Here is a 26,806-nt window from a genome sequence, read left to right as displayed (position 1 = left end):
CGGCGGGAGACCGCCATGAAGCTCGCCGCGAGCCGGGAACTGTTCGCCTATTGGAACGCGCTGCGCGGCGCGCGCAGCGCGCCTGAGCGCGACGACGTCGATCCGGGCGCGATCCGCGGCGTCCTCGCCGACACGTTCATTCTCGAATTCGACCCGGCGGCGGGATTCCCGTTGCGGGTCGTCGGCACCCGCACCAACGCCCTGTTCCTGCGCGAGCTGCGCGGCAAGCCGTTCCTCGACCTGTGGCGCGAGGCCGACCGCGCCGAGGTCGCCGAGATCGTCGTCGCGCTCGCCGACGAGGCGCAGCCGTTCCTGATCGGCGCCGCCGCCGCGCCGCTCGGCTTTCCGCAGGTCGACGTCGAGGTCCTGTTGCTGCCGCTGCGCCGCCGCGGCGACACGCACGCCCGCGCGCTCGGCTGTTGCGCGCCGCGCGGCGTTCCGCGCTGGCTCGGCCTGGTTGGCGTCGGGGCGCTGACGCTGCTGACCTTGCGCGCGCTCGGCTCGTCGGATCGCGACGACGACCCCCCCAGCGGCGAACCGTCGCACGAAGATGAATTCGCCCGTCCGCCGCGGCCGACGCGACGCGGTCATCTTTACCTGCTCGGCTCGGGCCGCTGACGCGCGAACGCCTCAATCGTAATCGTCCGTTAACTGCATTCGCATTACGATTTGTCAGTTGCGCCACGGCGTGATTTGCAACTCGTGCGCGCATGGCCGGTTGGGCGGTTCTAGCGAGATCCTGGAGTCGAGCGAGGTGAGAGCGGCCACAGCATTCGCGATCGACGCCGGACGCCACGAGCGACGGCGTCACCAGCGCGTGAAAGTGCGCCTCACCGGTCAATTCATGCGCCAGGATCGTCAGGAATTTCCTTGCGCGACGATCGACATTTCGCCTGGCGGCATCGCCTTCGAAGCGGAAGCGAGCGGCGAGATCGGCGAGCGCATCATCGCTTATCTCAACCAGGTCGGCCGCGTCGAAGGCACGGTCGCGCGTCATTTCTACGGCGGCTTCGCCATCCAGATGAAGCTGCCGCCGCTCAAGCGCGAGAAACTCGCCGATCAGCTCACCTGGCTCGCCAACCGCCAGGTTCTCGGCATGCCGGAGGATCGCCGCCATGAGCGCATCGAACCGCGCAACCGCTCGACGACGTTGACCCTGCCCGGCGGACGCCAGCATCTGGCGCGGATCGTCGACGTCTCGCGCTCGGGCGCCGCGCTCACCGTCGACGCCTTGCCGCCGATCGGCGCGCCGGTCGTCGTCGGGACGCGGCCGGCGCAGGTGGTGCGCGTGTTCAACGGCGGCCTCGCGGTGGAGTTCAACCGGCTCGTCCCGGAGGAAATGTTCGACGAGAACATCCGCCTTTAGCCGGCCCGCGCCGCCGTAAAGCGCGTTTTAAGTCCAATTGTCGATACTTTCTTACCGGCTCGGCAAAACGAACGCGCTAGCTTTGCTCGCACCTCCATCGAAGCCGAACTCGTCCCCCAGTTCCGCTTCGCGCTCGGGCCGGCCATAAGCGCCGGCCCTTTTTTTATCCGATCGGCTTCAGTCCGGCGGCGAAGCGCCGACCCTTGTCGACATAGGCCGCCGCGGCGCGAGCGAGGCCGGCGACCGCCGCTTCGTCGAGCGTGCGCTTGGCCCGCGCCGGCGCGCCGACGATCAGCGCGCCGTCGGGGAAGACCTTGCCTTCGGTGATCAGCGCGCCGACCCCCACCAGACAGCCGCGGCCGATCTTCGCTCCGTTGAGCACGACCGCGCCCATGCCGATCAGCGAACCGGCGCCGATCGTGCAGCCGTGCAGGATCGCGTTGTGGCCGATGGTGCAGTCCTCGCCGATGTCGAGCGGAAAGCCGAGGTCGGTGTGCAGCGTCGCGCCGTCCTGGACGTTGGTGCGGGCGCCCAAAGCGATGCGCTCGTTGTCGCCGCGCAAGGTCGCGCCGAACCACACGCTGCAATCGTCGCCGAGCGCGACGTCGCCGATCACGCTGGCGTTGGCGGCGATCCAATAGCGCCCGGAGGCCGGCAACAGCGGTCGGCGATCGGCGAGGGCGTAAAGGGTCATGGTCCGGCTCCGAAGCGGAAGCTAGGCTATAGCGCGGCGGCGCGGCGCGGCCTATCCCGGGAGGAGGCCGGCGAATCGCGCTTGATCGGCCGCGCCGACGGAGGCCTTATGCGCTCGAGGATCGTCGCGCTCGTCGCCTTTGTCGTCGCGCTCGCCGTCGTCGGCGCGGGCGCGCTCGTCACCCGTCGGCTCGCCGCGCCGGCCTCGCGTTTTGCAATCGTGACGGTCGGCGCCGAGCGGCTGAGGTTGGCGAGCGCCTACCTGCGCCCGAACGGCGCCGGCGCGGCGGAGCTCGTCGCCTTCTTCCCCGACTTCACGCCGGCCGGCGGCTTCTCCGACGTCGCCGCCGCGACCGATATCGATGACCGCTTCGCGCGCCTCGTCTTCATCGGGCTGAAGCCCGCCGATCCCGCGCTCGACCCCGCCGAGCGCACGGCGCGCCTCTACCAGCGCTTTCTCGACGAGAATTCGTGGAGCCATCCCGGCGGGCTGGTGGCGCGCGCCTTCGTCGACGGCAGCCCGTTCGAAGGCGACGAGTTGTTCTACGTCGCGCCGGAGGGCCGCGACTTCGCCGCGCGTTGCCGCCGTCCCGACCCGGCGCGCAAGACGCCCAACACCTGCGTCGCCGAATTCCGTCTCGGCGATCTCGACGTCGAGCTTCGCTTCGCGGCGTCGCTGCTGTCGCAATGGAGCGCGCTGAAAGAGGGCGCGCGCGGGTTGATCGAGACGGCGAAGCGCTAGCGCGCGCCGAGGGGCGGCGCGCTTCGTGACCTCAGCGGTCGCGCAGCGCCTTGTACTCGCGCTCCGTTTCGCCGGTGTAAAGCTGGCGCGGACGGCCGATTCTCTGTCCCGGATCGTCGATCATCTCTTTCCACTGGGCGATCCAGCCGACGGTGCGCGCGACCGCGAACAGCACCGTGAACATGTCGGTCGGGAAGCCCATCGCCTTGAGGGTGATGCCGGAATAGAAGTCGATGTTCGGGTAGAGCTTCTTCTCGATGAAATACTCGTCGTTGAGGGCGATGCGCTCGAGCTCCATCGCGACGTCGAGCAGGGGGTCGTCGGTGATGCCGAGCTGGTTGAGCACGTCGTGCGCCGTCTTCTGCATGATCTTGGCGCGCGGGTCGTAGTTCTTGTAGACGCGGTGGCCGAAGCCCATCAGCCGGAACGGGTCGTTCTTGTCCTTGGCCCGCGCGATGTACTTGGGAATGTTCTCGACCCTGCCGATCTCGCCGAGCATCTTCAGCGCCGCTTCGTTGGCGCCGCCGTGCGCCGGCCCCCACAGGCAGGCGATGCCGGCGGCGACGCAGGCGAACGGGTTGGCGCCGGACGAGCCAGCGAGGCGCACCGTCGAGGTCGAGGCGTTCTGCTCGTGGTCGGCGTGCAGAACGAAAATCCGGTCGAGCGCGCGCGCCATGACAGGATTGACGCGGTAGTCCTCGCAAGGGACGCCGAAGCACATGCGCAGGAAGTTGGCGCTGTAGCCGAGATCGTTCTTGGGATACATGAACGGCTGGCCGATCGAATACTTGTACGCCATCGCCGCGAGCGTCGGCATCTTGGCGATCATGCGCACCGAAGCAATCTCGCGCTGGCGCGGATCGTTGATGTCGATCGAGTCGTGGTAGAAGGCCGCCAGCGCGCCGACGCAGGCCACCATCACCGCCATCGGATGCGCGTCACGACGGAAGCCGTTGAAGAACCGCGACATCTGCTCGTGGACCATGGTGTGGCGGCTGACGCGGTAATCGAACTCGGCCTTCTGCGCGGCGGTCGGCAGGTGGCCGTTGAGCAGCACGTAGCAGGACTCGAGGAAGTCGCCGTATTCGGCCAGCTGGTCGATCGGGTAACCGCGATAGAGCAGGATGCCGGCGTCGCCGTCGATGTAGGTGATCTTCGACTCGGTGCTCGCCGTCGAAGTGAAACCCGGGTCGAAGGTGAACATCCCGGTCTGGCTGTAGAGCTTGCTGATGTCGATGACCGACGGGCCGACCGTTCCCGGCTTGACCGGCAACTCCACGCTTTTGTCGCCGATCTGAAGGCTTGCGGTGGTGTCGGTCATGCGTACTCTCCCACGGGCGCGAGGCGCCCAAAACGCGATTGTGCAGTGCAATAATTGCTACCGGAACGCGGGCGGCGCGACAAGTCAATAATTTGTCGATATTGCGGCGCCGCCGCCGCTATTGCGGGTTCTCGTAGCTGAAGGCCTGGGCGTTCTCGTCGTAGGCGAACAGTTCGCCGTAGCGGCCGAGATTGATGATCGCCCTGAGCGTGCGTTCGGCGTAGTCCTCGGACATGTAGTCCTCGAGCTCCTCGCGGAAGCGGGTCGCCGGCGCGCGGTGGCTCGGCCGCTCGTCGAGCACCCGCTTGATGTGCGCGGCGATCGGAATGTTGGCGAGCAGTTGCTCGCCGAACATGCGCTTGCGCTGGTCGACGTCCATGTCGACGAAGCGCTTGCCGGCCGGCGTGAGCTTGATGTCGCCTTCGGCGAATTCGGCCAGCTTCAACAGCTGCAGCGTCTCGCCGAGCGGGAAGAGATCGTCGACTTCGAGTTGCAGCGAGTCGGCCAGATGCGGCAGGTCGGCCTGCCCGTCGTAGGGCGGGGCGGCGATCTCTTCGAGCATGCCGGCGAGCGAGTTGGTCGAGACCAGCGGCATCGCCAGGCCCAGGCCGGCGCCCGGCGCGGCGGATTCGCGGCCGGCCGGCTTGGGTTCGGGGCGCTGGGTCATCAGCGCGTAGATTCGGTCGACCAGCTGGCGAAATTCGGGATCGAGGCGGTCGCGCGGTTGGGGAAGGGGAACGGCGATGTCGGCGGCGACCCGACCGGGGTTGGAGGAGAGGACGAGGATGCGGTCGCTCATCAGCACCGCTTCTTCGATGTTGTGGGTGACCATCAGGATCGCCTTGATCGGGATCCGGCCCTCCTGCCACAGGTCGAGCAGGTCGGTGCGCAGCGTCTCGGCGGTCAGCACGTCGAGGGCCGAGAAGGGTTCGTCCATCAGCAGGATTTTCGGCTGCACGACCAGCGCGCGGGCGAAGCCGACGCGTTGCCGCATGCCGCCGGAAAGCTCCTTGGGATAGGCGGATTCGAAGCCGTCGAGGCCGATGACGTCGATCGCCTGCAGCGCGCGCTTGCGCGTCTCCTCGTTCGGCACGCCTTGCGCCCGCGGCCCGATCTCGACGTTGTCGAGCACGCTCAGCCACGGAAAGAGCGCGAAGCTCTGGAACACCATCGCGACGCCTTCGGCCGGGCCATCGACCATCTCGCCGCTGATGCTGACATGGCCTTCGGTCGGCCGCGAAAGTCCGGAGATGATCCTCAGCAGCGTCGACTTGCCGCAGCCCGAGCGGCCGAGCAGCGAGACGATCTCGCCCTGGCGCAAAGTGAGCGAAACGTCCTGCAGCACCGGCGCGCCGGTTTCGCCGGAGCCCTTCGAATAGGTCTGACTGACGTGGCTGACGTCGAGCAGGATGGCGGAGGAGGGGTCGAGCACGAGCGCGTCTCCGGTCAGGATTGAATCACAGGCGCAACCGTCGTTCGGCGTAGCCATAGAGCCGGCGCCAGAACAGACGGTTCACCAAGGTCACGACGATCGACATCATCGCCACGCCGAGCACGATGCGGGGGAAGTCGCCCTTGTCGGTCGCCTCGGCGATATAGGCGCCGACGCCGTGCGCCGCGACCGTCTGGTCCTTCCATTTGACGAATTCGGCGACGATCGAGGCGTTCCACGATCCGCCCGAAGCGGTGATCGCGCCGGTGAGGTAATAGGGCGCGACGCCGGGCAGGATCACCTGCCGCCACCAGTCCCATCCGCGCACGCGGAAGTTGGTCGCCGCCTCGCGCAGGTCGTTGGGAAAGGCCGCCGCGCCGGCGATGGTGTTGAACACGATGTACCATTGCGTGCCGAAGACGATCAGCACGCTGAGCCAGATGTCGGGATTGAGGTTGAAGGCGAGCACCAGGCTGACCGCCGCGCCGAACAGCAGGTTGACCGGGAAGGCGGCGAGAAACTGGGCGATCGGCTGCATCGCCTCGGCCCAGCGCGGCCTGAGACCGATCCAGACGCTGATCGGCACCCAAAAGACCGTCGCGATCGCCATCAACGCGAGGACGCGCAGCAGCGTGTAGAAGGTCAGCAGCGCCACTTCGCCGACGTCGGGCCAGGCAAGCTCGGTCGCTACGTAGGCGACGACCGACCACATCGCCCAGGCGGCGACCGCGGCGATGACGACGATCCAGATTGCGTCGACGGCGCGCGACACCCGCTTGAGGGCGAACACGCCCTTGGGAAGGATGGGCGGCAGGCTCACCCGCCACATCGCCGCCGAGCGCAGCCCATCGAACAGCGGCCGCACGCCGAGACGGATCCAGTTGGTGCGCTGGAGCAGGCTGAGCACCCACGAGCGCTCGACCTGTTCGCCGACCGACAGTTCGACCCGGAACTTGCCCGCCCAGGCGATGATCGGCCGGAACAGCAATTGATCGTAAAGCAGGATGACGACGCCCATCGTCGCCACTGCGGCGAGAATCGCGTCCCAGCGCCCCTCGTTGTTGGCCTCGGCGATGTAGGAGCCGACGCCGGGCAGGGTGATGGTGGTGTCGCCGACGGTGATCGCCTCCGACGCGACGACGAAGAACCAGCCGCCCGACATCGACATCATCGTGTTCCAGATCAGGCCGGGAACGGCGAAGGGCGCTTCGAGCTGCCAGAACTTCTGCCAGCCGGTGAGGCGGAAGCCGCGCGCGACTTCGTCGAGGTCGCGCGGCACCGTGCGCAGCGACTGATAGAACGAGAACGCCATGTTCCAGGCCTGGCTGGTGAAGATGGCGAAGATCGCCGCGCATTCGGCGCCGAGCACATTGCCGGGGAACAGGCCGAGGAAGAACGTCACGGTGAACGACAGGAAGCCGAGAATCGGCACCGATTGCAGGATGTCGAGGATCGGGATCAGCACGATCTCGGCGCGCCGGCTCTTGGCGGCCAGCGTCGCGTAGGTGAACGTGAACAGGAACGAACAACCGAGCGCGGCGAACATCCGCAACGCGGTGCGCAGCGCGTAATAGGGCAGCGCCCAGTAGTCGAGGCTGACCGCCGCGGCGTTGGCGGTGGGCAAGGGCGCCGAGATGCCGTGATAGGCGCGCGCGATCGCCGTCAGCACCGCCATGATCGCCGCCAGCGCGATCAGGTCCCAATGGTTGGGCAGAACGCGACGGCCGGCCGAGGCGGCGGCATTCGTCATCGACATCGGTTGGTTCCGTCGGGGCCGAGGAATTGGGCGGGCGGGCAGGCGTCCGACCGTCGGCATGGAAACCACAGCGGCGGCCGGATTGGCAAACGAAAAACACCCGGCGCGCGCGCTTTTCCGAGGCGAGTGCGCCCCGCCGGCCCCGACGCCATGCCGGGCCTATGTGACAGGACGACGACAGGCGCGCGTCGCCGTCGTTCGAGTCAGTCGATCTTGGCTTGGTCGGCGATGCGGCCGAGGCTCTCGTCGCGGCCGAGCACAGCGAGCACTTCGAAAATGCCGGGCGAGGTCGAACGGCCGGTCGCCGCCGCGCGCAGCGGTTGGGCGATCGTTCCGAGCTTGGCGCCCTGGTCGTCGGCGTAGGCGCGCACCGCAGCTTCGATTTGCCCCGCGCTCCAGTCCTCGACCGCCTTCAGGCGCGGCAGCAGCGCCGCCAGGTGCAGGCGCCCGCCACGGGCGAGGATGTCGGCGGCCTTGTCGTCGATCGGCAACGGCCGCCGCGCGAACAGGAAGGCGGCGCCGTCGACGAGTTCGACCAGCGTCTTGGCCCGCTCCTTGAGGCCGGGCAGGGCGGCGAGGAGCTGGGCGCGCTTGGATTGGTCGAGCGCGGCGGCGATCGCCGGGCCGCCGGGCAGATAGGGCAGCGCGTCGACGAGGATCGCCATCAGCTCGTCGTCGGGCGTCGCGCGCATGTAGTGGCCGTTCATGTTCTCGAGCTTGGCGAAGTCGAAACGCGACGGCGAACGGCCGATCGCCGGCAGGTCGAAGGCGGCGATCAGCTCCTCGGTCGAGAAGAACTCGCGGTCGCCCTGGCTCCACCCCAACCGCGCGAGGTAGTTGCGCAACGCCGCCGGCAGGTAGCCCATGCCGCGATAGGCGTCGACGCCGAGCGCCCCGTGGCGCTTGGAGAGCTTGGCGCCGTCCGGCCCATGGATGAGCGGGATGTGGGCCATGATCGGCACGTCCCAGCCGAGCGCGGCGTAGATCTGCATCTGTCGCGCCGCGTTGGTCAGATGGTCGTCGCCGCGGATGATGTGGGTGACGCCCATGTCGTGGTCGTCGACGACGACCGCGAGCATGTAGGTCGGATTGCCGTCCGAGCGCAGCAGCACCAGGTCGTCGAGCTCCTTGTTGGCGAAGACGACCTTGCCCTGCACCTTGTCGTCGACGATCGTCTCGCCGTCCTGGCGCGCGCGCAGGCGGATCGCCGGCTTGACGCCCACCGGCGCCTCCGAGGGGTCGCGGTCGCGCCAGCGGCCGTCGTAGCGCATCGGCCGCCCCTCCGCGCGCGCTTTGGCGCGCATCTCCTCAAGTTCCTCCTGGCTTGCGTAGCAGCGATAGGCGTCGCCCGAGGCGAGCATCTGCTCGACGACCTCGCGGTGGCGCTCGGCGCGCGCGAACTGGCTGATCGCCTCGCCGTCCCATTCGAGCCCGAGCCAGGCGAGCCCGTCGAGGATCGCCTCGACCGCCGCTTTTGTGGAGCGTTCGCGGTCGGTGTCCTCGATCCGGAGCAGGAATTTGCCGCCCAGGCGCTTGGCGTAGAGCCAGTTGAACAGCGCCGTGCGCGCGCCGCCGATATGGAGGAAGCCGGTCGGGGAGGGGGCGAAGCGCGTTACGATTTGCGACATGGGGCTCGATTTTGACGCTGGAAGCCGGGGGCTGGCGCGCGCCGTATCATAAAGAAGGCGGCGGGACAAAGGGTCCGCATCCGCGTCGCGGCTTGTGACGCTGTCACGCCCGCTGCGATTTCCCGGGCGCGCCCGTCGTGCTTAGCTCGCGCCCATGGCGACTGGGGGGCGCAGCGGCGTGCTTGTCGCCGCCTTGGCGCGGCGCGGTTTTGCGTGGGCGCCCGACTGGCGGGCGTTTCTCGCCGGCGCGTTGGCGCGCGAGGTCGAGGAACGGCGCTTCTTCCTGTGGATTCCGGTCGCGGCGATGGCCGGCGTCGCGCTCAATTTCGCCGCCGACCGCGAGCCGGCGCTGTGGCTGCCGGCGCTGCTGACGGCGCTGTTCGCCGCGCTCGCCTGGGCCTCGCGCGCGCGGCCGCTGGCGCGCGGGCTGCTGATCGGCGCGGCGGCCTTGTGCGCCGGCTTTCTGTCGACCGGCCTGCGCATTGCGCGGGTCGAGACGCCAGTGCTCGACCATATCCGCATCGTCAAGCTGCAGGGCTTCGTCGAGGAGGTCGATTTCCGCACCGTCGGCGCGCGGCTGGTGCTCGCCGTCGTCGATCACGGCGACATGCCGGCCGACCTCGCGCCGCGCCGCGTCCGGGTGACGACCCGCAAGACGCCGGGGGTCGCGGCGGGCGACTACGTCGCGCTGCAGGCGCGGCTGCTGCCGCCCTCGCGCGCCGTCCTGCCGGGCGGCTACGACTTCGCCCGCGACGCCTACTTCGCCGGCGTCGGCGCAGTCGGCTCGACGCTCGGCGCGATCGACGTCCTGCCGCCGCCGATCGACGCGACCTGGCGCCAGCGGCTCGGCGCGGCGATCGACCACGCCCGCAACCGCCTGGCGCTCAGGGTCAACGCGATCATCGGCGGCGACGAAGGCGCGATCGCCGCGGCGATGGTGACGGGCAAGCGCGACTTCCTCTCCAACGACGCCAAGGACCTCATCCGCGAGGCCGGCATCTTCCACATCATCACCATCTCCGGCGTGCAGATGACGCTGGTCGCCGGCATCTTCTTCGTCGTCGCGCGCCGCCTGCTGGCGCTGTCGCCGACCTTGACGCTCCGCTATCCGATCAAGAAATGGGCGGCCGGCGCGGCGATGATCGGCTCCTTCGCCTACGACCTCGCCACCGGCTCGCGCGTCGGCACCGAGCGGGCGCTGATCATGACGCTGATCGTCCTCGGCGCGGTCATGCTCGATCGCCGCGCGCTGACGATGCGCAATCTCGCGCTCAGCGTTCTGGCGATCGTCGCGCTGGAGCCCGAGGCGATCCTCGGCGTCAGCTTCCAGCTCTCGTTCGCCGCGGTCGCCGCGCTGGTGGCGGTGATGGAGGCGCGCCAGGCGCGCGGCGAAGCGGGGCGCGACCCATTCCTGCCGCAGCGCGGGCGCCCGCCGCGACGCGGCGCGTTCATCGTCCAACTGGTCGACAAGCCGCGCGCGCTGCTCCTCGCCACGTTCTGCGCGACCAGCGCCACCGCGTCGTTCATGGCCTATCACTTCCACGACCTCAGCCCCTATGTGCTGATCGGCAATCCGCTGACGCTGACGGTGATCGAGCTGTTCGCCGTGCCGGGCGCGCTCATCGGGACCGCGCTTTATCCGCTCGGGCTCGACGCGCCGGTGTGGCTCTATGTCGGCGCCGGCATCCGCTTCATCCTGTGGGCGGCGCGGATCATCGCCGCGGCGCCCGGTTCGACCCTGCGCCTCAGCGCCTTCGCGCCGTTCGCGCTGCCGTTCCTCAGCCTCGCCGTGCTCAGCGCGACGCTGTGGCGAACCTGGACCTTCCGCGCCATGGCGATCCCCTTCGCCGCGATCGGAATCATCGGCGCGCTGAGCGGCGCCCATTACGACGCGATCGTCGCGCCGTCGGGCGATCTCGCGGCGGTGCGCGACCCCGACGGCGGGTTGCTGGTCGTCGGCAAGCGGCTCAACGCCTTCGACGTCGAGCAATGGCTGGCGGCCGACGGCGACGGCCGCGATCCGGCGACGGCGCGCGACCCCGACGCGGCCTGCGACCGCACCGGCTGCGTCGCCGGCCTGCCTGAAGGCCAGTCGCTCAGCATCGTGCTCGACCGCGCCGCCTTCGAGGAAGATTGCGCCCGCGCCGAGGTGGTGGTCAGCCCGCTGACCGCGCCGGCCGATTGCGCCGCGCTGACCTTCGACGAGCGCAAGCTGGCGACGACCGGCGCCGTGGGGCTCGACTGGGACGGGGCGCGAATCGTCGTCACCGCCGATCGCGCGCCGCTGGAGGACCGCCCATGGTCGCCCGCGCCCAAGCGGCCGCGCGGCGAACGGGTGGTGCGGCCGGGCCAGCCGGCGAGCAAGGGCGCCGACCCGGCCGATCCCGGCGAAGAGCCGCCGGAATAGAGCGGAATTCGGTCTCCCGCGCTGGCGCCGGGGCTCTGCGCTCCCTACATGTGAAAAGAGTTCGGTAAGCGGCGCCAAGCGGGGTCGCATCGACGCCGCGCCGCAAGAAAGGGGCTGCGTCATGCAAGCGCCAATCGAGATCGCCTTTCAGCACTGCGAACCCACTGAGGAAATCCGAGCCGAAGTCGCCAAGCAAGCCAAACGCCTGGAAAAGTTCAGCGATCGGATCACCAGCTGTCACGTGGCGATCGTCGGGCCGCAGACGCGGCACCGCCAAGGCGAGCTGTTCAAAATCGACATCCGAATCGCGATGCCGGAGCATCACGACGTCATGGTCACGAGGGCGCGCGGCGACGCGCCCGAGCGCGAGCACCCTCTGGTGGCGATTCGGGAAGCGTTCGACGCTGCGGTGCGGCAGATCGAGGACGTCACGCGCGACATGCGCGGCCAAGTCAAGGACCACCAAGTCAAGGGCCGCCCGGCGGAGAGCCTCGGCCGGGTGACGAAATTCCTCGCCGGGGAAGACTGCGGGTTCATTGAAACGGCGGAGGGTCGCGAAGTCTATTTTCACCGCAACGCCGTTGTCGGCGGGGCTTTCGACCGCCTGAGCGTCGGCTCTGAGGTCCGCTTCGTCGAGGAACAGGGCGTCAAAGGCGCGCAGTCGAGCGCCGTCCGCTTGGTCGGCAAGCCTCACGCCGTCTAGCGGCGGCGTCGGGCGGCGGTTCGTCTTTCAGGAGTCCGACATGAACAAGCTGGCGCTTCCCCACGACGCTTTCGTCTTCGTCGGCGACGGCCGCAAGGCGCTGTTCCTTCGCAACGCCGGCGACGCGAAGTTCCCCAATCTGGTGACCGAACGCATATTTGCCGAGGCGAATCCCGCGACCCACGAGCAGGGAAGCGACAAGCCGGGTCGCAGCTTCGCCTCCGCCCATTCGACGCAGCGTTCGGCGATGGAGTCGACCGACTGGCACGAGATCGAAGAACATCGCTTCGTCCAACGGGTGTCGGCGGCGCTCGAGGCGCTGGTGCGCCGGCTCGATGCGCCGGCGCTGGTCATCGTCGCGCCGCCGCGCGCGCTCGCCGAGCTGCGCCAGGCGCTGCACGGCGACGTCAAGGCGCGGCTGATCGGCGAGATCGACAAGGACCTGACCAAGCTTCCGGTGTGGGAGATCGAGAAGCACATCGTCGGCTAGAGGCGCTGCGAAACGAAAAAGGCGCCCCGCGGGGCGCCTTGGTCGTCGGAAACCCAAGCGGCGGGGCCGCTTACTTGATCTTGGTTTCCTTGAATTCGACGTGCTTGCGCGCGACGGGATCGTATTTCTTGAACGTCAGCTTCTCGGTCTTGGTGCGGGCGTTCTTCTTGGTGACGTAGAAATAGCCGGTGTCGGCGGTCGACAGCAGCTTGATCTTCAGTGAGGCGGCCTTGGCCATCGCGAAGTGTCCGATCTCAGCGGCGCCAGGCGCCGGAAAAACGAAACAGCGCCCTCGGGAAGCCCCGCCGGCGCCAGTCGCGCGGCAACATAGTCGGGGAGCGCCGGAAGTCAAGCCGAGCCGCGGGACCTAGCCCCACAGCCCCGCCAGGCCGGAATAGACGCCGAAAATCGTCGTCACGGCGATCAGGCCGCCCGAGAACCAGGCGTACCAGCCACTGAGCCGCCACGGCTCGGGCAGGCCGCGCGCCAGCAGGAACAGGAAGCCGAGGACGATCGGCAACAGCATCGCGTTCATCACCTGCACGCCGACGCTGAGCGCGACGAGGTTGACGCCGGAGGCGACCACGAGCGCGCCGGCGATCAGCGCCGCGGCGTAGGCGCCGTAGAACCAGGGCGCCTCGCTGACCTCGTGGTCGAGGCTATGGTTGACGCCCAGCACCTCGCCGAGCGTGCGCGCGGCGGCGAGGGTGACGACGATCGTCGCCACCAAGGCCGCGCCGCAGATGCCGAGCCCGAACAGGAGATTGCCGCCGATCTGGCCGAGGAACGGCGTGATGGCGGCGCTGATTTCCTGGACCGTGTCGAGCGCCTGGCCGCCGCCCGACTTGCCGAGCGTCGCGGCGGTGGCGATCAGCACCGCGGCCATGATGATCTGGGTGATCACTGCGCCGATCGCGGTGTCGATCCGCTCCGCGCCGATGTCGGCCGCTTTCAGCTTCTTCTCGACCACCGAGGACTGTTGGAAGAACACCATCCACGGCATGATGACCGCGCCGATGTTGGCCGAGGCGAGATAGAGGTATTTCGGGTCGTCGAGCGGAATCGAAACGAATCCGGTCGCGATTTCGCCGGGGCTCGGATGGGCGAGCCAAGCGACGAGCAGGAAGACCAGCTCGAAGGCGCCGACGAAAATGGCGATGCGCTCGACGGAGCGGTAGCTGCGGGTGAAGGCGATGGCGAGCAGCGCCGCCACCACCAGCGTCAGGCTCGCCGGGGCAGGGACTCCCATCAGCGCGCCGACGCCGGCGATGCCGGAAAACTCGCTGAGCAGCGCGCCGATGCAGGAGAGGATCAGGGTTCCGGTCGAAAACCAGGCCCAGAAACGCCCGTAGCGCTCGAGGATCAGCCGGGCGTGGCCCTTGCCGGTCGCCGCGCCGAGCCGCACCGTCAACTCCTGGACGATGTAGAGGATCGGGATCAGCAGGAACTGCAGCGCCAGCAGGCGATAGCCCCATTGCGCGCCGCTCTGGGCGGCGGTGATGATGCTGCCGGCGTCGGTGTCGGCCAGCATCACGACCAGTCCCGGCCCGGCCACGACCAGGAAGCGGCGCCAGCCAAATGGTGAAACCGTCGCCGTGCCCGCCGTCATGCAATGCGCTCTCGTTCCGTGAAAATCCGCCGATCCGGCAATAGCTGATATAGCGGTCGATCGAAATGCATTTTTGCGCGAGATCAGGTCGTTCCACTTTGGCGCTTGCGGCGGCGCGGGACCGACCCCTGGCGCCGACGGAGCGCTGGCGCTAATCAGGCGACGGACCGCTCCGACCGCCGGATCAGAGGACCAATGGCCAACCTGCGCGCGCTCTATCCGCCGATCGAGCCCTACGAATCCGGCATCGTCGACGTCGGCGACGGGCACCGGGTCTATTTCGAGCGTTGCGGCCGACGCGGGGCCAAGCCGGCATTGTTTCTCCATGGCGGCCCGGGCGGCGGGATCGCCCCCGACCATCGCCGGCTGTTCGACCCCGAGCTTTACGACGTCACGCTGTTCGACCAGCGCGGCTGCGGCCGCTCGACGCCCAACGCCAGCCTGGAGGCGAATACGACCTGGCGCCTGGTCGCCGACATCGAGCGGCTGCGCGCGGCGGCGAAGGTCGATCGCTGGCTGGTATTCGGCGGCTCCTGGGGTTCGACCCTGGCGCTCGCCTATGCCGAGACCTACCCTGAGCGGGTCAGCGCGCTCGTCTTGCGCGGAATCTACACCGTCACCAAAGCCGAGCTCGCCTGGTATTACCAGTTCGGCGTCTCCGAGATGTTCCCCGACAAATGGGAGCGCTTCCAGGCGCCGATTCCGCCCGAAGAGCGCGGCGACATGATCGCGGCCTATCGCAAGCGCCTCACCGGCGACGATTCCGCCGCTCAGATCGAAGCGGCGAAGGCGTGGAGCCTGTGGGAAGGCGAGACGATCTCCCTGCTGCCCAATCCCAACGTCTCCGCCGTCCACGGCGACGGGCGTTTCGCGCTCGCCTTCGCGCGAATCGAGAACCATTACTTCACCCACAATTGCTGGCTCGAGGAGGGGCAGCTGCTGCGCGACGCCGGGCGCTTAAGCGGGATTCCCGGCGCGATCGTCCACGGCCGCTACGACATGCCGTGTCCGGCGCGCTACGCCTACGCGCTGCACAAGGCGTGGCCGGAGGCCGAGTTCCATCTTGTCGAAGGCGCCGGCCACGCCTGGTCGGAGCCCGGCATCCTCGACCGGCTGATCCGCGCCACAGACCGGTTCGCCGGCAAGGGTTCCAGCGCCGCGCGCAGCCAAGACTGGCTCTATGGCGAGGACGGCCTGCCAAGCTAGCGGGCAAAATCTGACGCTTGGTTCCCGCTGTACGGGTCGGACGCGGGTGGAAGGCGGCTACCGCCTCGCGGGAGCGGGATCGACCGGATTGCGCCCATTATTGCCGGTCCCTGCCAATACGGCGGTGCTCGAAAGCGGACGCCTATCCGGCGAGGCGCCCTCAACGACCACGGGTAGTCTCACCGGATTTGCGCGTCGGTGGGGCCGCTTCACACCTAGCGCGGGTAAAGAGATGAATGCGGCTTTTCCGTTGAAATTAAGATCGATCGGGGGCCTGGCGCCAACAAGTTGCGATTTTTGATAGTATTTATTTTGACTTTTCAAAATTGTTCTCGGCGCGTTTTCAGTGAGTTATCGCTTAAATACATAACTCTACGCCTGTCACACTTGGTTTTGCCACTATTTTATTATGAACTTGAAAAGTGAATTCGTATCTGAATTCGCGGAATAAGATATTGATTTGGAGATTTCTATGACCAATACGAAAATTCAGGCCAACGATATCCACGCCAAATGGTCCAAGCTCAATCAGGCTGACGTGGCGAACGTGAGAAGCCATGAGGCGCTCTCGGCGTTGGTCGCGAAGGCTTACAGCATGGACAAGGCCAGAGCGGACGCCGACGTGACTGTCTGGATGTCTGACCGCAGCTTCTAATCCACTGACGACGTGCCGCCCCCGGCAGCAACCCTGCCGGGGACGAAGTTGCGCCCAAATTAGCCGTTCAGTGGATCGTCGCGGGGACTCCGACGCGAACGTCGTGGTCATTGCAACACTGCAAACGGCACCGAGCGCCGGTCGTTATGTCCCCAGCTCGACCGGCCTTCGCGCTAATGGGCGGTCGCTCGCGTCGACCGCCCATCTTTTTGCGCAGCGACGTGGCGTCAACTCAACCTGCGACCCTAGCCAGGCTAGATGAACGTTGGGATCACGCGCCACGATCGAGCCGCAGCCGAGACCGCGACGGCGCTTCGCTACGCATCAATCGGCCCCGCTAGGACGCCGCTCGCCAGTGGTCTGAGCTATTCCTGTCGTTCGCTTGCCGAACTCGCGCGACCAGCGGCGAATGGCCCTTGCTCTTGGCCCAATCAACGGCCTCGCGTTGCGTCTTGAATGCGCCAAGCGCACTGCCGGCTTGGTCTTCGACAACGAAATTCGTGATTGCGGTCCCTTCACGATACCCCTTCGGGCATGCCTCGACATAAACGTTCGCCATATTCGCTCCACTCAAGCTGCCTTCGACGAGGCCGCATTGCGCATTTGTAAGCGCTCGCCCGTTGCGCGAGCGCCGTCGCTTCGTTACGCCCGACAGCGGGATGGACTTGCGTCACGCGCCGCGTTGTGAACGGGCGCCGTAGATTGACCCTTCGAAGCAAAGCCAATCAGGAGCTTGCGTGACGGATCGACAGCGGCGCCCAGCGTGCGCGTCCGGCTAGCGGCGCGTTGGTGAGGCGATCGCCTTGATCTCATCCGTTTTAGACGCTGATTGATCGCCCGGCTGCGGTGATCCGCACTTGTGCGCATCGATCACCCTCTACGCGCTCCGCCAGGCCCCACGCCAGCAACGATAGGAACGCTTGCTCTCTGACGCTGCCGCGCACACCGCGAAAGCGCCAAGCGCCCCGCACTGAGTAGGCGCATCCTTTCCGAAGGAGGCCGAGAATCTTGTAACTGCCGGGGGACAGGTCCGATCGCCTTGCCCCGTCGATCGGCGACATGGTTGCGGTCATGCTATTCCTCGCCCCCCCGAATGAGCGACTAGCTCTTGATGAACAGGAGGCGCGCGCTCGGGCGCAATCATTTGCTCAAGCGATGCCGGCGAAACGGTCAACTCCCCCCTTAAGATTGCGTCTGACCACTCGCAAAGGACGCCGGCAGCGGACACGCTCTTGACGGTCATGCGCATGCGCGACGGCCCCCTCAACAGAACCTTGTCCCCAGACTTGAAATCCATAATCTCCCCCTCTCAATGTTTCCGCTCCCCAGCGAGCGCTTAAGAGCCCATTGTTTCGGCGGCTAACGCGCCGAACCTTACGGCCGCCTGTGTGCGGTTTGTCGCTCGCAATTTTCTCATGATGCTATGTAGATGCACTTTGACCGTGCCTTCGGAAATTTGGAGATCCAAGGCGATCTTCTTGTTCGTGCGACCGGCGCTCATGGATTTGAAAACGTCGCGTTCCCGCGCCGTGAGATTGCGATAGGGCGAGGGCGATTCTTTCGGGCGTGCGTGCGCCTGCGGTGACAGGTCTTGTGGCGAGAGGTCGTGTGCAGGGACGCAGGCGACGACGATGCTTTCGTCCTGACGCTCCATGAGTCCGGGCATCAGAAAGGCTCCGCCGACCACCATGTATCTGAGATAGGCGACGGCGATCTCCACGCTGGCGTCAGACATCACGATTCCGACGACCCCTAGCGTCGTGAGCGACGCGGCGACGCGCATGTCCCGCGCGTGCAGATAAGCGCCGATCGGCGATCCATCGCTGAGTCGCCGCAGCGTCTCAATTGTCTCGCGTAACTGCCAACGCTCGCATCCCGACAGCAGATCAGGACCGATGAGCACGAGCTTGGCCGGTCCCGGAGCGACTTCGTCAGACGATTTGACGCCCTCGATCGATACGTGTGGCAGGAACGTCATGAGTGCGCGCGCCAGGCACTCGCGAAACGACGCTCGCGGCTCGATCAGCACCACACGCGCGACCCTCGCTCCGACGTTCAGCGCGGCATTCTCGCCAGCCGAATCGAGATCGCGGTCGTTCACGCGCTCAAGTCCTTTGTGGCCTCTCGGCCTCTTCCTTCACGACGCGAAGGCTCAAGACACAGGCTTGCCGCAGACCGCGGGTGCGGTCGGTTGAAGCTGTCTGCAATCGTAAATTCCCCCTCGATGGCGGCCCACCCTCGGAATCTACTCATAGTGTCGTGCGACCCCCTCGGCGTGGCCTCAGAACTTGGCGTCCGTTTGCCACCCCGTCCTTCTTGCTGAGGCACGGAATCGGCGCTCCCGTCAGTTGCTTAGTCTTCGGGCGCTCTCCTGAATCTCGATCCCGTTCGCGGCTTCGAACGAAAGACGCCGTCGTCTCTCAAAGCGTTCGGGAATAGAAAATTGGCGGTCGCGGAGGGGATGTCCTGCGACCGCCTGAGGTCGAGCGGCAATCTGGGAGGGGGAAATTGCTGCCCAACACTGTTCGATGGCCAAGGATTACAGCCAACAGCATTCGCCGCAAGATTCGGAATGTGCCTACGCCGCGCCACGTTCTTACCAAGCGCGATTGCGGCCGCCGACCACGCAGCAGTGAATGACCGCTTCGTCATTTTGAGAGCGGCAAGCTGCCGGTCCGCCCCCTGCCAGCTTCAGTCGATTGGGCGCGGCTGGCGAAAAGGCGGCTCAGGGTCCACTCCGCTCCGCCAGCGCGGGGACCAAGCGCCAGAATCTGATCGCTAGGATTCGCGCCGCCGCTATCGCCGCGCTTCCGTCGCCATCCTGATCGCCAGACCGGCAAGCACGGTCGCCATCAGCCAGCGCTGGACGACGGCCCAGGTCGGGCGGCGGGCGAGGAAGAGGGCGATCGAACCGGCGGCGAGCGCGATCGTCGCGTTGCCGCAGAGGCTGATCGCGATCTGGGTGAAGCCGAGCGCGAGCGATTGGCCGAGCACATGGCCGAGCTTCGGGTCGATGAATTGCGGCAGCAGCGACAGATAGAGCGCCGCCACCTTGGGATTGAGCAGGCTGGTGACCAGGCCCATCGCGAACAGCCGCCGCGGGCCGTCCTTCGGCAGGTCGCGCAGCTGAAACGGCGAGCGCCCGCCCGGCCGGACCGCCTGCCAGGCGAGAGCGAGCAGATAGAGCGCGCCGGCGATGCGCAGCGCGTCATAGGCGTAAGGCACGGCGATCACCAGCGCGGTGACGCCGAAAGCGGCGCTGAGCATGTAGAAGACGAAGCCGAGCGCGACGCCGCCGAGCGACACCAGCCCGGCCGCCGGCCCCTGGCAGATCGAGCGCGAGACGAGATAGATCATGTTGGGGCCCGGCGTCAGCACCATGCCGAGCACGATGAGCGCGAAGGCGATCCAACTGGCGAAGTGCGGCATTTGCGATCTCGCGTTATGGGGCGGCGACCTTTAGCGTGCGACGCTGGGGCGCGAAAGGAGCGAAGTCGTGAACGAAAGAACCGCCACGGGGGTCGGAAGCCTGGTCGTGCGCGACGCCGCCGAGGCGGATATGGAGGCGGTCGCGCGGATCTACGCCCATCACGTCGAGCGGGGGCTCGCGACCTTCGAGGAGGCTGCGCCGACCGACGAGGAGATGCGGGCGCGCCGACTGAAGGTGCTGGCGGTCGGCGCGCCCTATCTCGTCGCCGAGATCGACGGCGAAATCGTCGGCTATTGCTACGCCGCGCCCTACCATGCGCGCCCGGCCTATCGTCATACGCTGGAAGACAGCGTCTATGTCGCGCCGGGCCGCGGCGGGCGAGGAATCGGCGGCGCGCTGCTCGCCGAACTCATCGCCCGCTGCGAAGCCGGCCCGTGGCGGTGGATGGTGGCGATCATCGGCGACAGCGGCAATTCAGCATCGATCGCCCTGCATCGGCGTTACGGTTTCGAGCCGGTCGGGACGCTGCGCTCGGTCGGCTTCAAGCACGGTCGCTGGGTCGATACGCCGATCATGCAGCGCGTGCTTGGGCCAGGCGATTCGCGGCCGCCCGACGATCTTACGGCGACGCCGGCGCGCTGACGCCGATCATCGGTCCGAGCGGCGTCAATTCGTCGTCGCGTCCAAGCTCCGGCGCGTAGAGCGACGACACCGAGCCGTCGAGGAACAAGGCGTTGGCGCAGCCGAGCCCATCGCGGAACAGCAGGGCGAAGTCGTAGAACGTGACCGGCTCCTCGGCGATGGCGAAGATCGCCGTCGTCCCGTCGCGCACGCAGACGCCGTTGCGGATCTTCTCCGAAGTGCCGGTCGGCAGGATCTTGGGATGGATGCGGCCGTCGATCACCAGCATCGGACCGGACTGGGTGGCGAAACGCGTCGGGGGCGGCGCGGCGAGATAGCGCGAGGTCTCCTCGACGCCGGCGACGCCGTCGCCGATCCAGAACACGCCATTGGGCAGGAGATGGAAATTGCTGGGGCCGGCGCGGGTGTCGGCGCGCACGCGCCGCTTGCCGTCCTCGATATAGAGGCCGACCGGCGCGAGATCGTCGCCGAACATGCCGCCGTTCATCGCGAAGCGCAGCGTCCGCCCGTGCGCGGCCAAGTCCTGGGCGAGCGCGGCGAAACTGCCGTAGGGCTTGCGCTGCGCGTCGGCCCAGTAGAGGCGGATGTCGTCGCGGCGCGCGTCGAAGCTGCAAACGGCGTAGCGCGCCGAGGCGAAGTCGCGCGGCGCGCAGGCGGGCGCGGCCTGCGCCGGCGCGGCGGCGAGCGGCGCGAGCAGAACCGTCAGCGCGCCGAAGGCGGCGAGCCATCCCGCGGCCGTCGGCCGGCGCTTGGCGCCGCGGGCGCGCATATCGGCCTCCTGGGGTGCGAATCGCGGCAATTCTAGCGCGGAGCGGCCGATCAAAGAACCTTGCCGGGATTGAGCAGGCCGCGGGGGTCGAGCGCGCCTTTCAGCGCCCGCATCAAGTCGAGGGCGACGGGGTCCTTGACCCGCTTCAACAGGTCGCGCTTCAGCGCGCCGATCCCGTGCTCGGCTGAGATCGAGCCGGCGTATCGCGCGACGACCGCATGGACGACCTCGTTCATCGCCGACCACTGGCCGAGAAACGCCGCCGTATCGGCGCCGATCGGCTGGCTGACGTTGAAATGGGTGTTGCCGTCGCCCAGATGGCCGAACGCGACCACGCGTGCAGTCGGCATGAACGCGGCGACCGCCGCCGTCGCCTCGGCGATGAAGGCGGGAACCGCGCCGACCGGCGTCGACACGTCGTGCTTGATCGAACCGCCTTGCGGCTTCTGGGCGTCCGACATCGATTCGCGTAAGCGCCAGAACGCCTCGCGCTGCTCGAGCGTCGCGGCGAGCGCCGCGTCGGCGATCAGCTCGCGCTCGAGCGCGTCGCCGAGCAGGGCGGTCAACGCGTCGTCGAGGCCGTCTTCTTGCTGCGCGCTGACCTCGATCAGCGCGTACCACGGATGCGCGTCGCCGAGCGGATCGCGCGCGTTCGCGTCGTAGGCGAGCACGAACTCCATGCCGATGCGCGGCATGATTTCAAAGCTGGTGACCTGCTGGCCGAAGCGCGCGCGCGCCATTTTCAGCAGCGCCAGCGCGCGCCCGGGGTCGGCGAGGCCGACGAAGGCGGTCGCGCGCGCGCGCGGCCGCGCGAACAGCTTCAGCGACGCAGCGGTGACGATCCCGAGCGTGCCCTCGGCGCCGACGAACAGGTCCTTGAGGTCGTAGCCGGTGTTGTCCTTGCGCAGCTTGGAGAGGAGATTGGCGACGCGCCCGTCGGCGAGCACGACCTCGACGCCGAGCGTCAGGTCGCGCGCGTTGCCATAGGCGATGACCGCGACGCCGCCGGCGTTGGAGGAGAGATTGCCGCCGATGGTGGCGGTTCCTTCCGAGGCGAGCGCCAGCGGGAATAGCCGGTCGACCGCCTCCGCCGCCGCCTGCGCCTCGGCCAGCGTCACGCCCGCTTCGACGATCATCGCGTCGGCGTCGACGTCGACCTCGCGGATGCGGTTGAGCCGCTTCAGCGACAGCAGCAGTTCGCCGCCGCCGGCGTCGGGAATCTGGCCGCCGACCAGGCCGGTGTTGCCGCCTTGCGGCACGATCGCCACGTCCGCCGCGGCGCAGGCCGAGACCACCGCCGCCACTTCGGCGGTCGAGCCTGGGCGCACGACCGCGATCGCGCGGCCGCGGAACAGCCCGCGCGGCTCTTCGAGATAGGGGGCGACGAGATCGGGATCGACGACGACGTTGGCGGCGCCGACAATTTGCGCCAGCCGATCGAGAAAAGCGGAAGCGTCGTTCACCCCAGCGGTCCTTTGCGGCGCTTGACCGGCCGGCGCCGGAAGGCGGCGAGGAGCTCGACATGGGGCGAAAAACGGAACTGGTCAAGCGCTGCGACCGGCCCGATTTCGTAGCCCCCGCCGATCAGGATGCGCGCGTCGCGGGCGAAGCTGTCGGCGTTGCAGGAGACCGCGACGACCAGCGGCGGGCCGCCCGCGACGAGCGCGCGCGCCTCAGCCTCGGCCCCGGCGCGCGGCGGGTCAAACAGAACCGCGTCGAAGCGCGCCAACTCCGCGCCGGTGAGCGGCCGGCGGAAGAGATCGCGGGTCTCGGCGTGGACAGCGCGCAATCCGGTCGCCGCGCCGGCGGCGCGCGTGAGCGCGGCGAGCGCCGCCGCGTCGGAATCGACGGCGAAGACCTCGTGCGCGCGCGCCAGCCGCAGCGCGAAGGCGCCGGCGCCGCAAAAGAGATCGGCGACCCGCTTCGCGCCGACGAGCGCCGCCGCCGCGCCGTCGGCGAGCGCGCGCTCGCCCGCCTCGGACGCCTGGAGGAAGCCGCCCGGCGGCGGAATCGCCAGCACGTCGCCGAACAGGATCTCAGGCGGCCGGCGTTCGACGATGGTTTCGCCATGGACGGAAAGGCGCGCCAGATCGAGCCGCTCGGCGGCGGCGACGAGCTTGCGCCGCGTCAGGTCGTCGGGCGCGCCCGAGCCGCGCAGGTCGAAATCGAGCCCGCCCAGCGTCGCCGTCGCCTGGATGTCGAGCGGCTTGCTGATTCCGCGCACCGCCGCGGCGAGCGCGTTGGCGGAGCGAATCGCGCCGGCGAGACCGGGCGCGAACAGCGGGCAGGCGTCGACGGCGATGATGTCGTGGGCGCGCGCGCGCATGAAGCCGACCTGCTCATGGCCGTCGACGAAGCGCGCGTGGAAGGTCGCGCGGCGCCGGCCCTCGCCGTGGACGTCGATCAGCGGCCCGACCTCGGCGGCGACGCCGGCGCGGCTCAACGCGCGCACGACGCCGTCGCGCTTCCATGCCGAATAAAGACGCGCGCTCATGTGCTGCGCCGCGCAGCCGCCGCAGCGGCCGAAATAGGCGCAGATCGGCTCGGCGCGGTCGGCGCTCGCGACGGCAATCGCGACGACGCGCGCCCGCTCGCCGTCCGCTTCGGTGAGCGCCGTTTCGCCAGGCAGCGCCAAAGGGGCGACGGTCCCGTCGGTCGCGACGCCTTCGCCGCGCGCGTTGAGCGCGACGATCGTCAGTTCGCGGCGGGCTTCACTCATATCGTGCTGCATAGAGGAATTCGCGCGCCCCGTCGCCGCCGGCGATCGGCGAGGGGACGAGACCGAGGCTCGACCAGCCGAGCCCCTCGACGCAGGCGCGCACCGCGGCGCAGGCGGCCTTGAGGTCGGCGGGGTCTTTCACCGCCCCTTTGGTGAGCTTGTCGCGGCCGACCTCGAACTGCGGCTTGATCAGGCTGACGAGCCAGGCCGGCCGCGCCGCCAGCGGCAGCACCGCAGGCAGCACCAGCGTCTGCGAGATGAAGCTGACGTCGACGACGATCGCCTCCGGCGCGCCGGCGATCTCGGCGGTGAGCCGGCGCGCGTCGAGCCCCTCGTGCGCGCTCACCCGCGGGTCGGCGGCGAGGCGCGGGTCGAGCTGGCCATGGCCGACGTCGACCGCGACGACCGAGGCCGCGCCACGCTTGAGCAGAACTTCGGTGAAGCCGCCGGTCGAAGCGCCGACGTCGAGGCAGGCGAGGCCCTTGGGATCGAGGCCGAAGGCGATGAGCGCCGCGGCGAGCTTGATCCCGCCGCGCGAGACCCAGGGGTGCGGCTCGCTCGCCTCGATCCGCGCATCCTCGGCGAGCGCGTCCGACGGCCTGCGCACGGTCTCGCCGTCGGCGCGGACCAGCCCGGCGGCGATCGCCGCCTGGGCGCGCGCGCGGCTGGCGAAGAATCCGCGTTCGACGAGAAGACGATCGGCGCGCTTGCGCATGTGAAGCTGAAAGCGAAAGGGAGGCGATTCCCTGCGCCGTTCGTCGCCGTTTGGCAAGTTGGGCGGCGGGACTTGCCCTCACCCCAATCCTCTCCCGCAAGCGGGAGAGGGCGCGCGAAGCGCCGGATGAGGGCGCGTCTACGCCTTCGCCTTCCCCTTGCGCGCGTAGATGAACAGGCGCGGATAGAGAAACAGCAGGCTGCCGTCGGGATCGGCGTCGTAGGCGTCGGCGAGGTCGCGCTTGTAGCGATCGAGGAACTCAGCCTGTTCGTGCGGACCGAGCGGATCGAGGAACGGCCTCAGGGCGCCGCTGCGGAACCAGTCGACCACCTCGTCGACGCCGCTCAGCGGATGGACGTAGGTCGTCTCCCAGATGTCGAGCCGGTCGGAAAGCGGCTTCAGCCAGTTGTAATAGTCGATGTGGGTGCCGATGACGGCGCGCGTCTCGGCGATCGGCGCCAGTCGGTTCGACCACGGGCCGTCCGCGGCGATCATGCGCATCAGCGAATGGCTCGGCTCGTGGAGGTTGTCGGCCATCTGCACCGCCAGCGCGCCGCCCTCGGCGAGGCAGCTCATCAGGCGGGGGAACAAAATCTCGTGTTTGCGCAGCCATTGCAGCGACGAGTTGGCGAAGATGAGGTCAGCAGGCTGATGCGGCCGCCATTCGGAAATATCCGTCTGATCGAAAGTCATGCCGGGCAGGCTGCGGCGCGCCTCGGCGAGCATCGGCTCGGAATTGGAGACGGCGACGATCTCCGCCTGCGGGAAGCGGTCCATCAGCATGCGCGTGCTGGCGCCGGGCCCGCAGCCGAGATCGACGATTCGGCGCGGCGTGAAGTCGACCCGGGCGAGCAGGTCGTGCGCCGGCTGGGCGCGCTCGGCCCCGAACTTGAAGTAGAGCGCGGCGTCCCATTCGGTCGTCAGCCTCGCCGCCGTCTGCGCGTCCGCGACGCGCGGGGCATCCGTCATCAGCGTAATTCCCCCTCGTCAAACCGCCTGCGGCGAGACGTCTGCCGGCCAATCTAAGCGCTTTGATGGCGGGTTAAAGCGCTTTGATGGCGCAGGCGAGGCGGCGCGTGACGCTCTCCCCGCGCCTCGAAGCGCGCCGCGGCCGCGGCGCGGCCCGGGATGAAGGGAGCGCGCGCGACTGCCTGCGAAATGCGCCCGCGGTCCGCGCCCTTCGCTGGGCCCGCCGCGGCCAGAGAGCGCCGTCGACCGCTTGGCAGCCTCTTTTTCCGCGCTTGCCGGCCTGTCAAGGACGGCCCTCCGGGCCGCCGCGAAGCGCCCTTCGGTCCTTGACAGGCCGGCAAGCGTGGAAGTTCTGCAACCAAGCGGTCGACGGCGCGGTTTGCCGAACCGCCATTCCTATGCCGCCCTCGCTCTCCCCCTCGCCCTGAGGAGCGCCGCGCGAGCGGCGCGTCTCGAAGGGCGCGGCGCCGCGGCGATTGCGCTTGCCCGCGCGCTCGCCTAAGCGATGGGTTCCCTTGAAACGCGAGTCGCCAGGAACGCCATGGCCGAGAACGCGAAGCCCGTGAACCCGCCCGTATTCGCTCACGACAAGTTGCTGATCGTCGATTTCGGCTCGCAGGTGACCCAGCTCATCGCGCGGCGGGTGCGCGAGGCGGGGGTCTATTGCGAGATCGCGCCGTTCCAGAGCGCCGAGCGCGCCTTCGCGGCGCTGAGGCCCAAAGCGGTGATCCTCTCCGGCGGTCCGGCCTCGGTGCCCGACGAGGGCAGCCCGCGCGCGCCGCAGGCAATCTTCGAGTCCGGCGTGCCGGTGCTCGGCATCTGCTACGGCCAGATGACCATGGCCGCCCAGCTCGGCGGCGAGGTCGAAAGCGGCCACCACCGCGAATTCGGCCGCGCCGAGGTCGCCGTCGGCGCCGAGAGCCCGCTCATCGACGGCGTCTGGAAGCCGGGCGAGCGCCATGTGGTGTGGATGAGCCACGGCGACCGCATCACCCGCCTGCCGCCCGGCTTTTCCCGCGTCGCGACGTCGGAGAACGCGCCCTTCGCGCTGATCGCCGATGAAAAGCGCCGCTATTACGGCCTGATGTTCCACCCCGAGGTCGTCCACACCCCCGACGGCGCGAAGCTGCTGCGCAACTTCGTCCACAAGGTCGCGGGCATGAAGAGCGACTGGACGATGGCCGCCTTCCGCGCCGAGGCGCGCGCGGCGATCAAGCGCCAGGTCGGCAAGGGCCGCGTCATCTGCGGCCTGTCCGGCGGCGTCGATTCGGCGGTCGCGGCGGTGCTGATCCACGAGGCGATCGGCGACCAGCTGACCTGCGTCTTTGTCGACCACGGCCTGATGCGCGCCGGCGAGGGCGAGCAGGTGGTCAAGCTGTTCCGCGGCCATTTCAACATCCCACTCGTCCATGTCGCCGCCGAGCGCGACTTTCTCAACGCGCTCGACGGCGTCGCCGAGCCGGAGCTCAAGCGCAAGACGATCGGCCGCCTGTTCATCGAGACCTTCGAGCGCGAAGCGAAGAAGATCGCCGCCGACGGCCGCGGCCCGGTCGA

General features: G+C 68.3%; 24 protein-coding genes. 10 read left to right on the top strand and 14 right to left on the bottom strand.

Annotated features, from left to right (window positions below):
- Together ABSF49_RS08230 and ABSF49_RS08225 are read left to right on the top strand one after the other, a co-directional pair.
- Positions 1-618: PAS domain-containing protein (locus tag ABSF49_RS08230; RefSeq protein WP_424112160.1), on the top strand; the 618-nt coding region annotated here is incomplete at its 5' end.
- A 136-nt stretch (positions 619-754) separates the two neighbouring features.
- A complete protein-coding gene (locus ABSF49_RS08225; RefSeq protein WP_424112159.1) occupies positions 755-1,366 on the top strand; it encodes a PilZ domain-containing protein in 612 nt (203 codons plus the stop codon).
- Between the two features lie 163 nt (positions 1,367-1,529).
- Here the strand turns inward: ABSF49_RS08225 and ABSF49_RS08220 are convergent, their stop codons facing one another.
- Positions 1,530-2,060 (bottom strand): gamma carbonic anhydrase family protein, encoded by a 531-nt coding sequence (locus ABSF49_RS08220; RefSeq protein WP_424112158.1) that lies wholly within the window; start codon positions 2,058-2,060, stop codon positions 1,530-1,532.
- A 108-nt stretch (positions 2,061-2,168) separates the two neighbouring features.
- Between ABSF49_RS08220 and ABSF49_RS08215 the strand changes: the two genes are divergently transcribed.
- Positions 2,169-2,801: a hypothetical protein gene (locus tag ABSF49_RS08215; RefSeq protein WP_424112157.1), complete on the top strand. Its 633-nt coding sequence runs from the start codon at positions 2,169-2,171 to the stop codon at positions 2,799-2,801.
- Positions 2,802-2,832: 31 nt separating this feature from the next.
- Here the strand turns inward: ABSF49_RS08215 and gltA are convergent, their stop codons facing one another.
- From gltA to gltX, 4 genes are all read right to left on the bottom strand, one after another.
- Complete coding sequence (gltA, locus tag ABSF49_RS08210) at positions 2,833-4,122, bottom strand: citrate synthase (RefSeq protein WP_424112156.1); 1,290 nt, start codon at positions 4,120-4,122, stop codon at positions 2,833-2,835.
- Positions 4,123-4,240: 118 nt separating this feature from the next.
- Positions 4,241-5,554 carry an ABC transporter ATP-binding protein gene (locus ABSF49_RS08205; protein WP_424112155.1) on the bottom strand — a complete coding sequence of 438 codons (1,314 nt, stop codon included), beginning with the start codon at positions 5,552-5,554 and terminating at the stop codon, positions 4,241-4,243.
- Positions 5,555-5,579: 25 nt separating this feature from the next.
- Positions 5,580-7,310 carry an ABC transporter permease gene (locus tag ABSF49_RS08200; protein WP_424112154.1) on the bottom strand — a complete coding sequence of 577 codons (1,731 nt, stop codon included), beginning with the start codon at positions 7,308-7,310 and terminating at the stop codon, positions 5,580-5,582.
- 203 nt (positions 7,311-7,513) lie between these two features.
- Complete coding sequence (gene gltX, locus ABSF49_RS08195; protein WP_424112153.1) at positions 7,514-8,938, bottom strand: glutamate--tRNA ligase; 1,425 nt, start codon at positions 8,936-8,938, stop codon at positions 7,514-7,516.
- A 154-nt stretch (positions 8,939-9,092) separates the two neighbouring features.
- On the opposite strand from gltX, the gene ABSF49_RS08190 reads away from it, so the two are divergent.
- The 3 genes from ABSF49_RS08190 (at position 9,093) to ABSF49_RS08180 (ending at position 12,538) form a co-directional block, all read left to right on the top strand.
- Entirely contained in the window at positions 9,093-11,345 is a 2,253-nt protein-coding gene (locus ABSF49_RS08190; RefSeq protein ID WP_424112152.1) for a ComEC/Rec2 family competence protein, read from the top strand.
- A 121-nt stretch (positions 11,346-11,466) separates the two neighbouring features.
- Positions 11,467-12,048 carry an HPF/RaiA family ribosome-associated protein gene (locus ABSF49_RS08185; protein WP_424112151.1) on the top strand — a complete coding sequence of 194 codons (582 nt, stop codon included), beginning with the start codon at positions 11,467-11,469 and terminating at the stop codon, positions 12,046-12,048.
- A 40-nt stretch (positions 12,049-12,088) separates the two neighbouring features.
- On the top strand, positions 12,089-12,538 hold the full coding sequence (locus ABSF49_RS08180; protein ID WP_424112150.1) for a host attachment protein: 450 nt from the start codon (positions 12,089-12,091) through the stop codon (positions 12,536-12,538).
- A gap of 70 nt (positions 12,539-12,608) precedes the next feature.
- Here the strand turns inward: ABSF49_RS08180 and rpmG are convergent, their stop codons facing one another.
- Together rpmG and ABSF49_RS08170 are read right to left on the bottom strand one after the other, a co-directional pair.
- A complete protein-coding gene (rpmG, locus tag ABSF49_RS08175; RefSeq protein WP_422312862.1) occupies positions 12,609-12,776 on the bottom strand; it encodes a 50S ribosomal protein L33 in 168 nt (55 codons plus the stop codon).
- Positions 12,777-12,905: 129 nt separating this feature from the next.
- Positions 12,906-14,147, bottom strand: coding sequence for an NRAMP family divalent metal transporter (locus ABSF49_RS08170; protein WP_424112149.1), 1,242 nt, complete (start codon positions 14,145-14,147; stop codon positions 12,906-12,908).
- A 195-nt stretch (positions 14,148-14,342) separates the two neighbouring features.
- Here ABSF49_RS08170 and pip point away from each other — a divergent pair, with 195 nt between their 5' ends.
- A complete protein-coding gene (gene pip / locus ABSF49_RS08165; protein ID WP_424112148.1) occupies positions 14,343-15,353 on the top strand; it encodes a prolyl aminopeptidase in 1,011 nt (336 codons plus the stop codon).
- 472 nt (positions 15,354-15,825) lie between these two features.
- Complete coding sequence (locus ABSF49_RS08160) at positions 15,826-16,008, top strand: hypothetical protein (protein ID WP_424112147.1); 183 nt, start codon at positions 15,826-15,828, stop codon at positions 16,006-16,008.
- Positions 16,009-17,344: 1,336 nt separating this feature from the next.
- Here ABSF49_RS08160 and ABSF49_RS08155 read toward each other — a convergent pair.
- Positions 17,345-18,109: a helix-turn-helix transcriptional regulator gene (locus tag ABSF49_RS08155; protein WP_424112146.1), complete on the bottom strand. Its 765-nt coding sequence runs from the start codon at positions 18,107-18,109 to the stop codon at positions 17,345-17,347.
- Between the two features lie 695 nt (positions 18,110-18,804).
- Positions 18,805-19,437 carry a LysE family translocator gene (locus ABSF49_RS08150; RefSeq protein ID WP_424112145.1) on the bottom strand — a complete coding sequence of 211 codons (633 nt, stop codon included), beginning with the start codon at positions 19,435-19,437 and terminating at the stop codon, positions 18,805-18,807.
- A 67-nt stretch (positions 19,438-19,504) separates the two neighbouring features.
- Here ABSF49_RS08150 and ABSF49_RS08145 point away from each other — a divergent pair, with 67 nt between their 5' ends.
- A complete protein-coding gene (locus ABSF49_RS08145) occupies positions 19,505-20,080 on the top strand; it encodes a GNAT family N-acetyltransferase (protein WP_424112144.1) in 576 nt (191 codons plus the stop codon).
- Here the strand turns inward: ABSF49_RS08145 and ABSF49_RS08140 are convergent.
- The 5 genes from ABSF49_RS08140 to tam all read right to left on the bottom strand — a co-directional run bounded on the left by ABSF49_RS08140 (position 20,058) and on the right by tam (position 25,252).
- Positions 20,058-20,849, bottom strand: coding sequence for a phosphodiester glycosidase family protein (locus tag ABSF49_RS08140; protein WP_424112143.1), 792 nt, complete (start codon positions 20,847-20,849; stop codon positions 20,058-20,060). The genes ABSF49_RS08145 and ABSF49_RS08140 overlap by 23 nt on opposite strands.
- 50 nt (positions 20,850-20,899) lie before the next feature.
- Positions 20,900-22,312: an FAD-binding oxidoreductase gene (locus ABSF49_RS08135; RefSeq protein WP_424112142.1), complete on the bottom strand. Its 1,413-nt coding sequence runs from the start codon at positions 22,310-22,312 to the stop codon at positions 20,900-20,902.
- Complete coding sequence (locus ABSF49_RS08130) at positions 22,309-23,568, bottom strand: class I SAM-dependent RNA methyltransferase (protein ID WP_424112141.1); 1,260 nt, start codon at positions 23,566-23,568, stop codon at positions 22,309-22,311. The genes ABSF49_RS08135 and ABSF49_RS08130 overlap by 4 nt, the downstream gene beginning before the upstream one ends.
- On the bottom strand, positions 23,561-24,283 hold the full coding sequence (locus tag ABSF49_RS08125; protein ID WP_424112140.1) for a TlyA family RNA methyltransferase: 723 nt from the start codon (positions 24,281-24,283) through the stop codon (positions 23,561-23,563). The genes ABSF49_RS08130 and ABSF49_RS08125 overlap by 8 nt, the downstream gene beginning before the upstream one ends.
- A gap of 138 nt (positions 24,284-24,421) precedes the next feature.
- A complete protein-coding gene (gene tam / locus ABSF49_RS08120; protein ID WP_424112139.1) occupies positions 24,422-25,252 on the bottom strand; it encodes a trans-aconitate 2-methyltransferase in 831 nt (276 codons plus the stop codon).
- A gap of 562 nt (positions 25,253-25,814) precedes the next feature.
- Here tam and guaA point away from each other — a divergent pair.
- Positions 25,815-26,806, top strand: a 992-nt coding sequence (guaA, locus tag ABSF49_RS08115) for a glutamine-hydrolyzing GMP synthase (RefSeq protein WP_490363318.1), incomplete at its 3' end; no start/stop codon positions are given.

It is taken from the genome of Roseiarcus sp. (genome assembly GCF_049514155.1).
Classification (GTDB): Bacteria; Pseudomonadota; Alphaproteobacteria; order Rhizobiales; family Beijerinckiaceae; genus Roseiarcus.
Note: the sequence above shows the minus strand (reverse complement) of the source record. Positions and strands in the feature narration are given on the sequence as shown.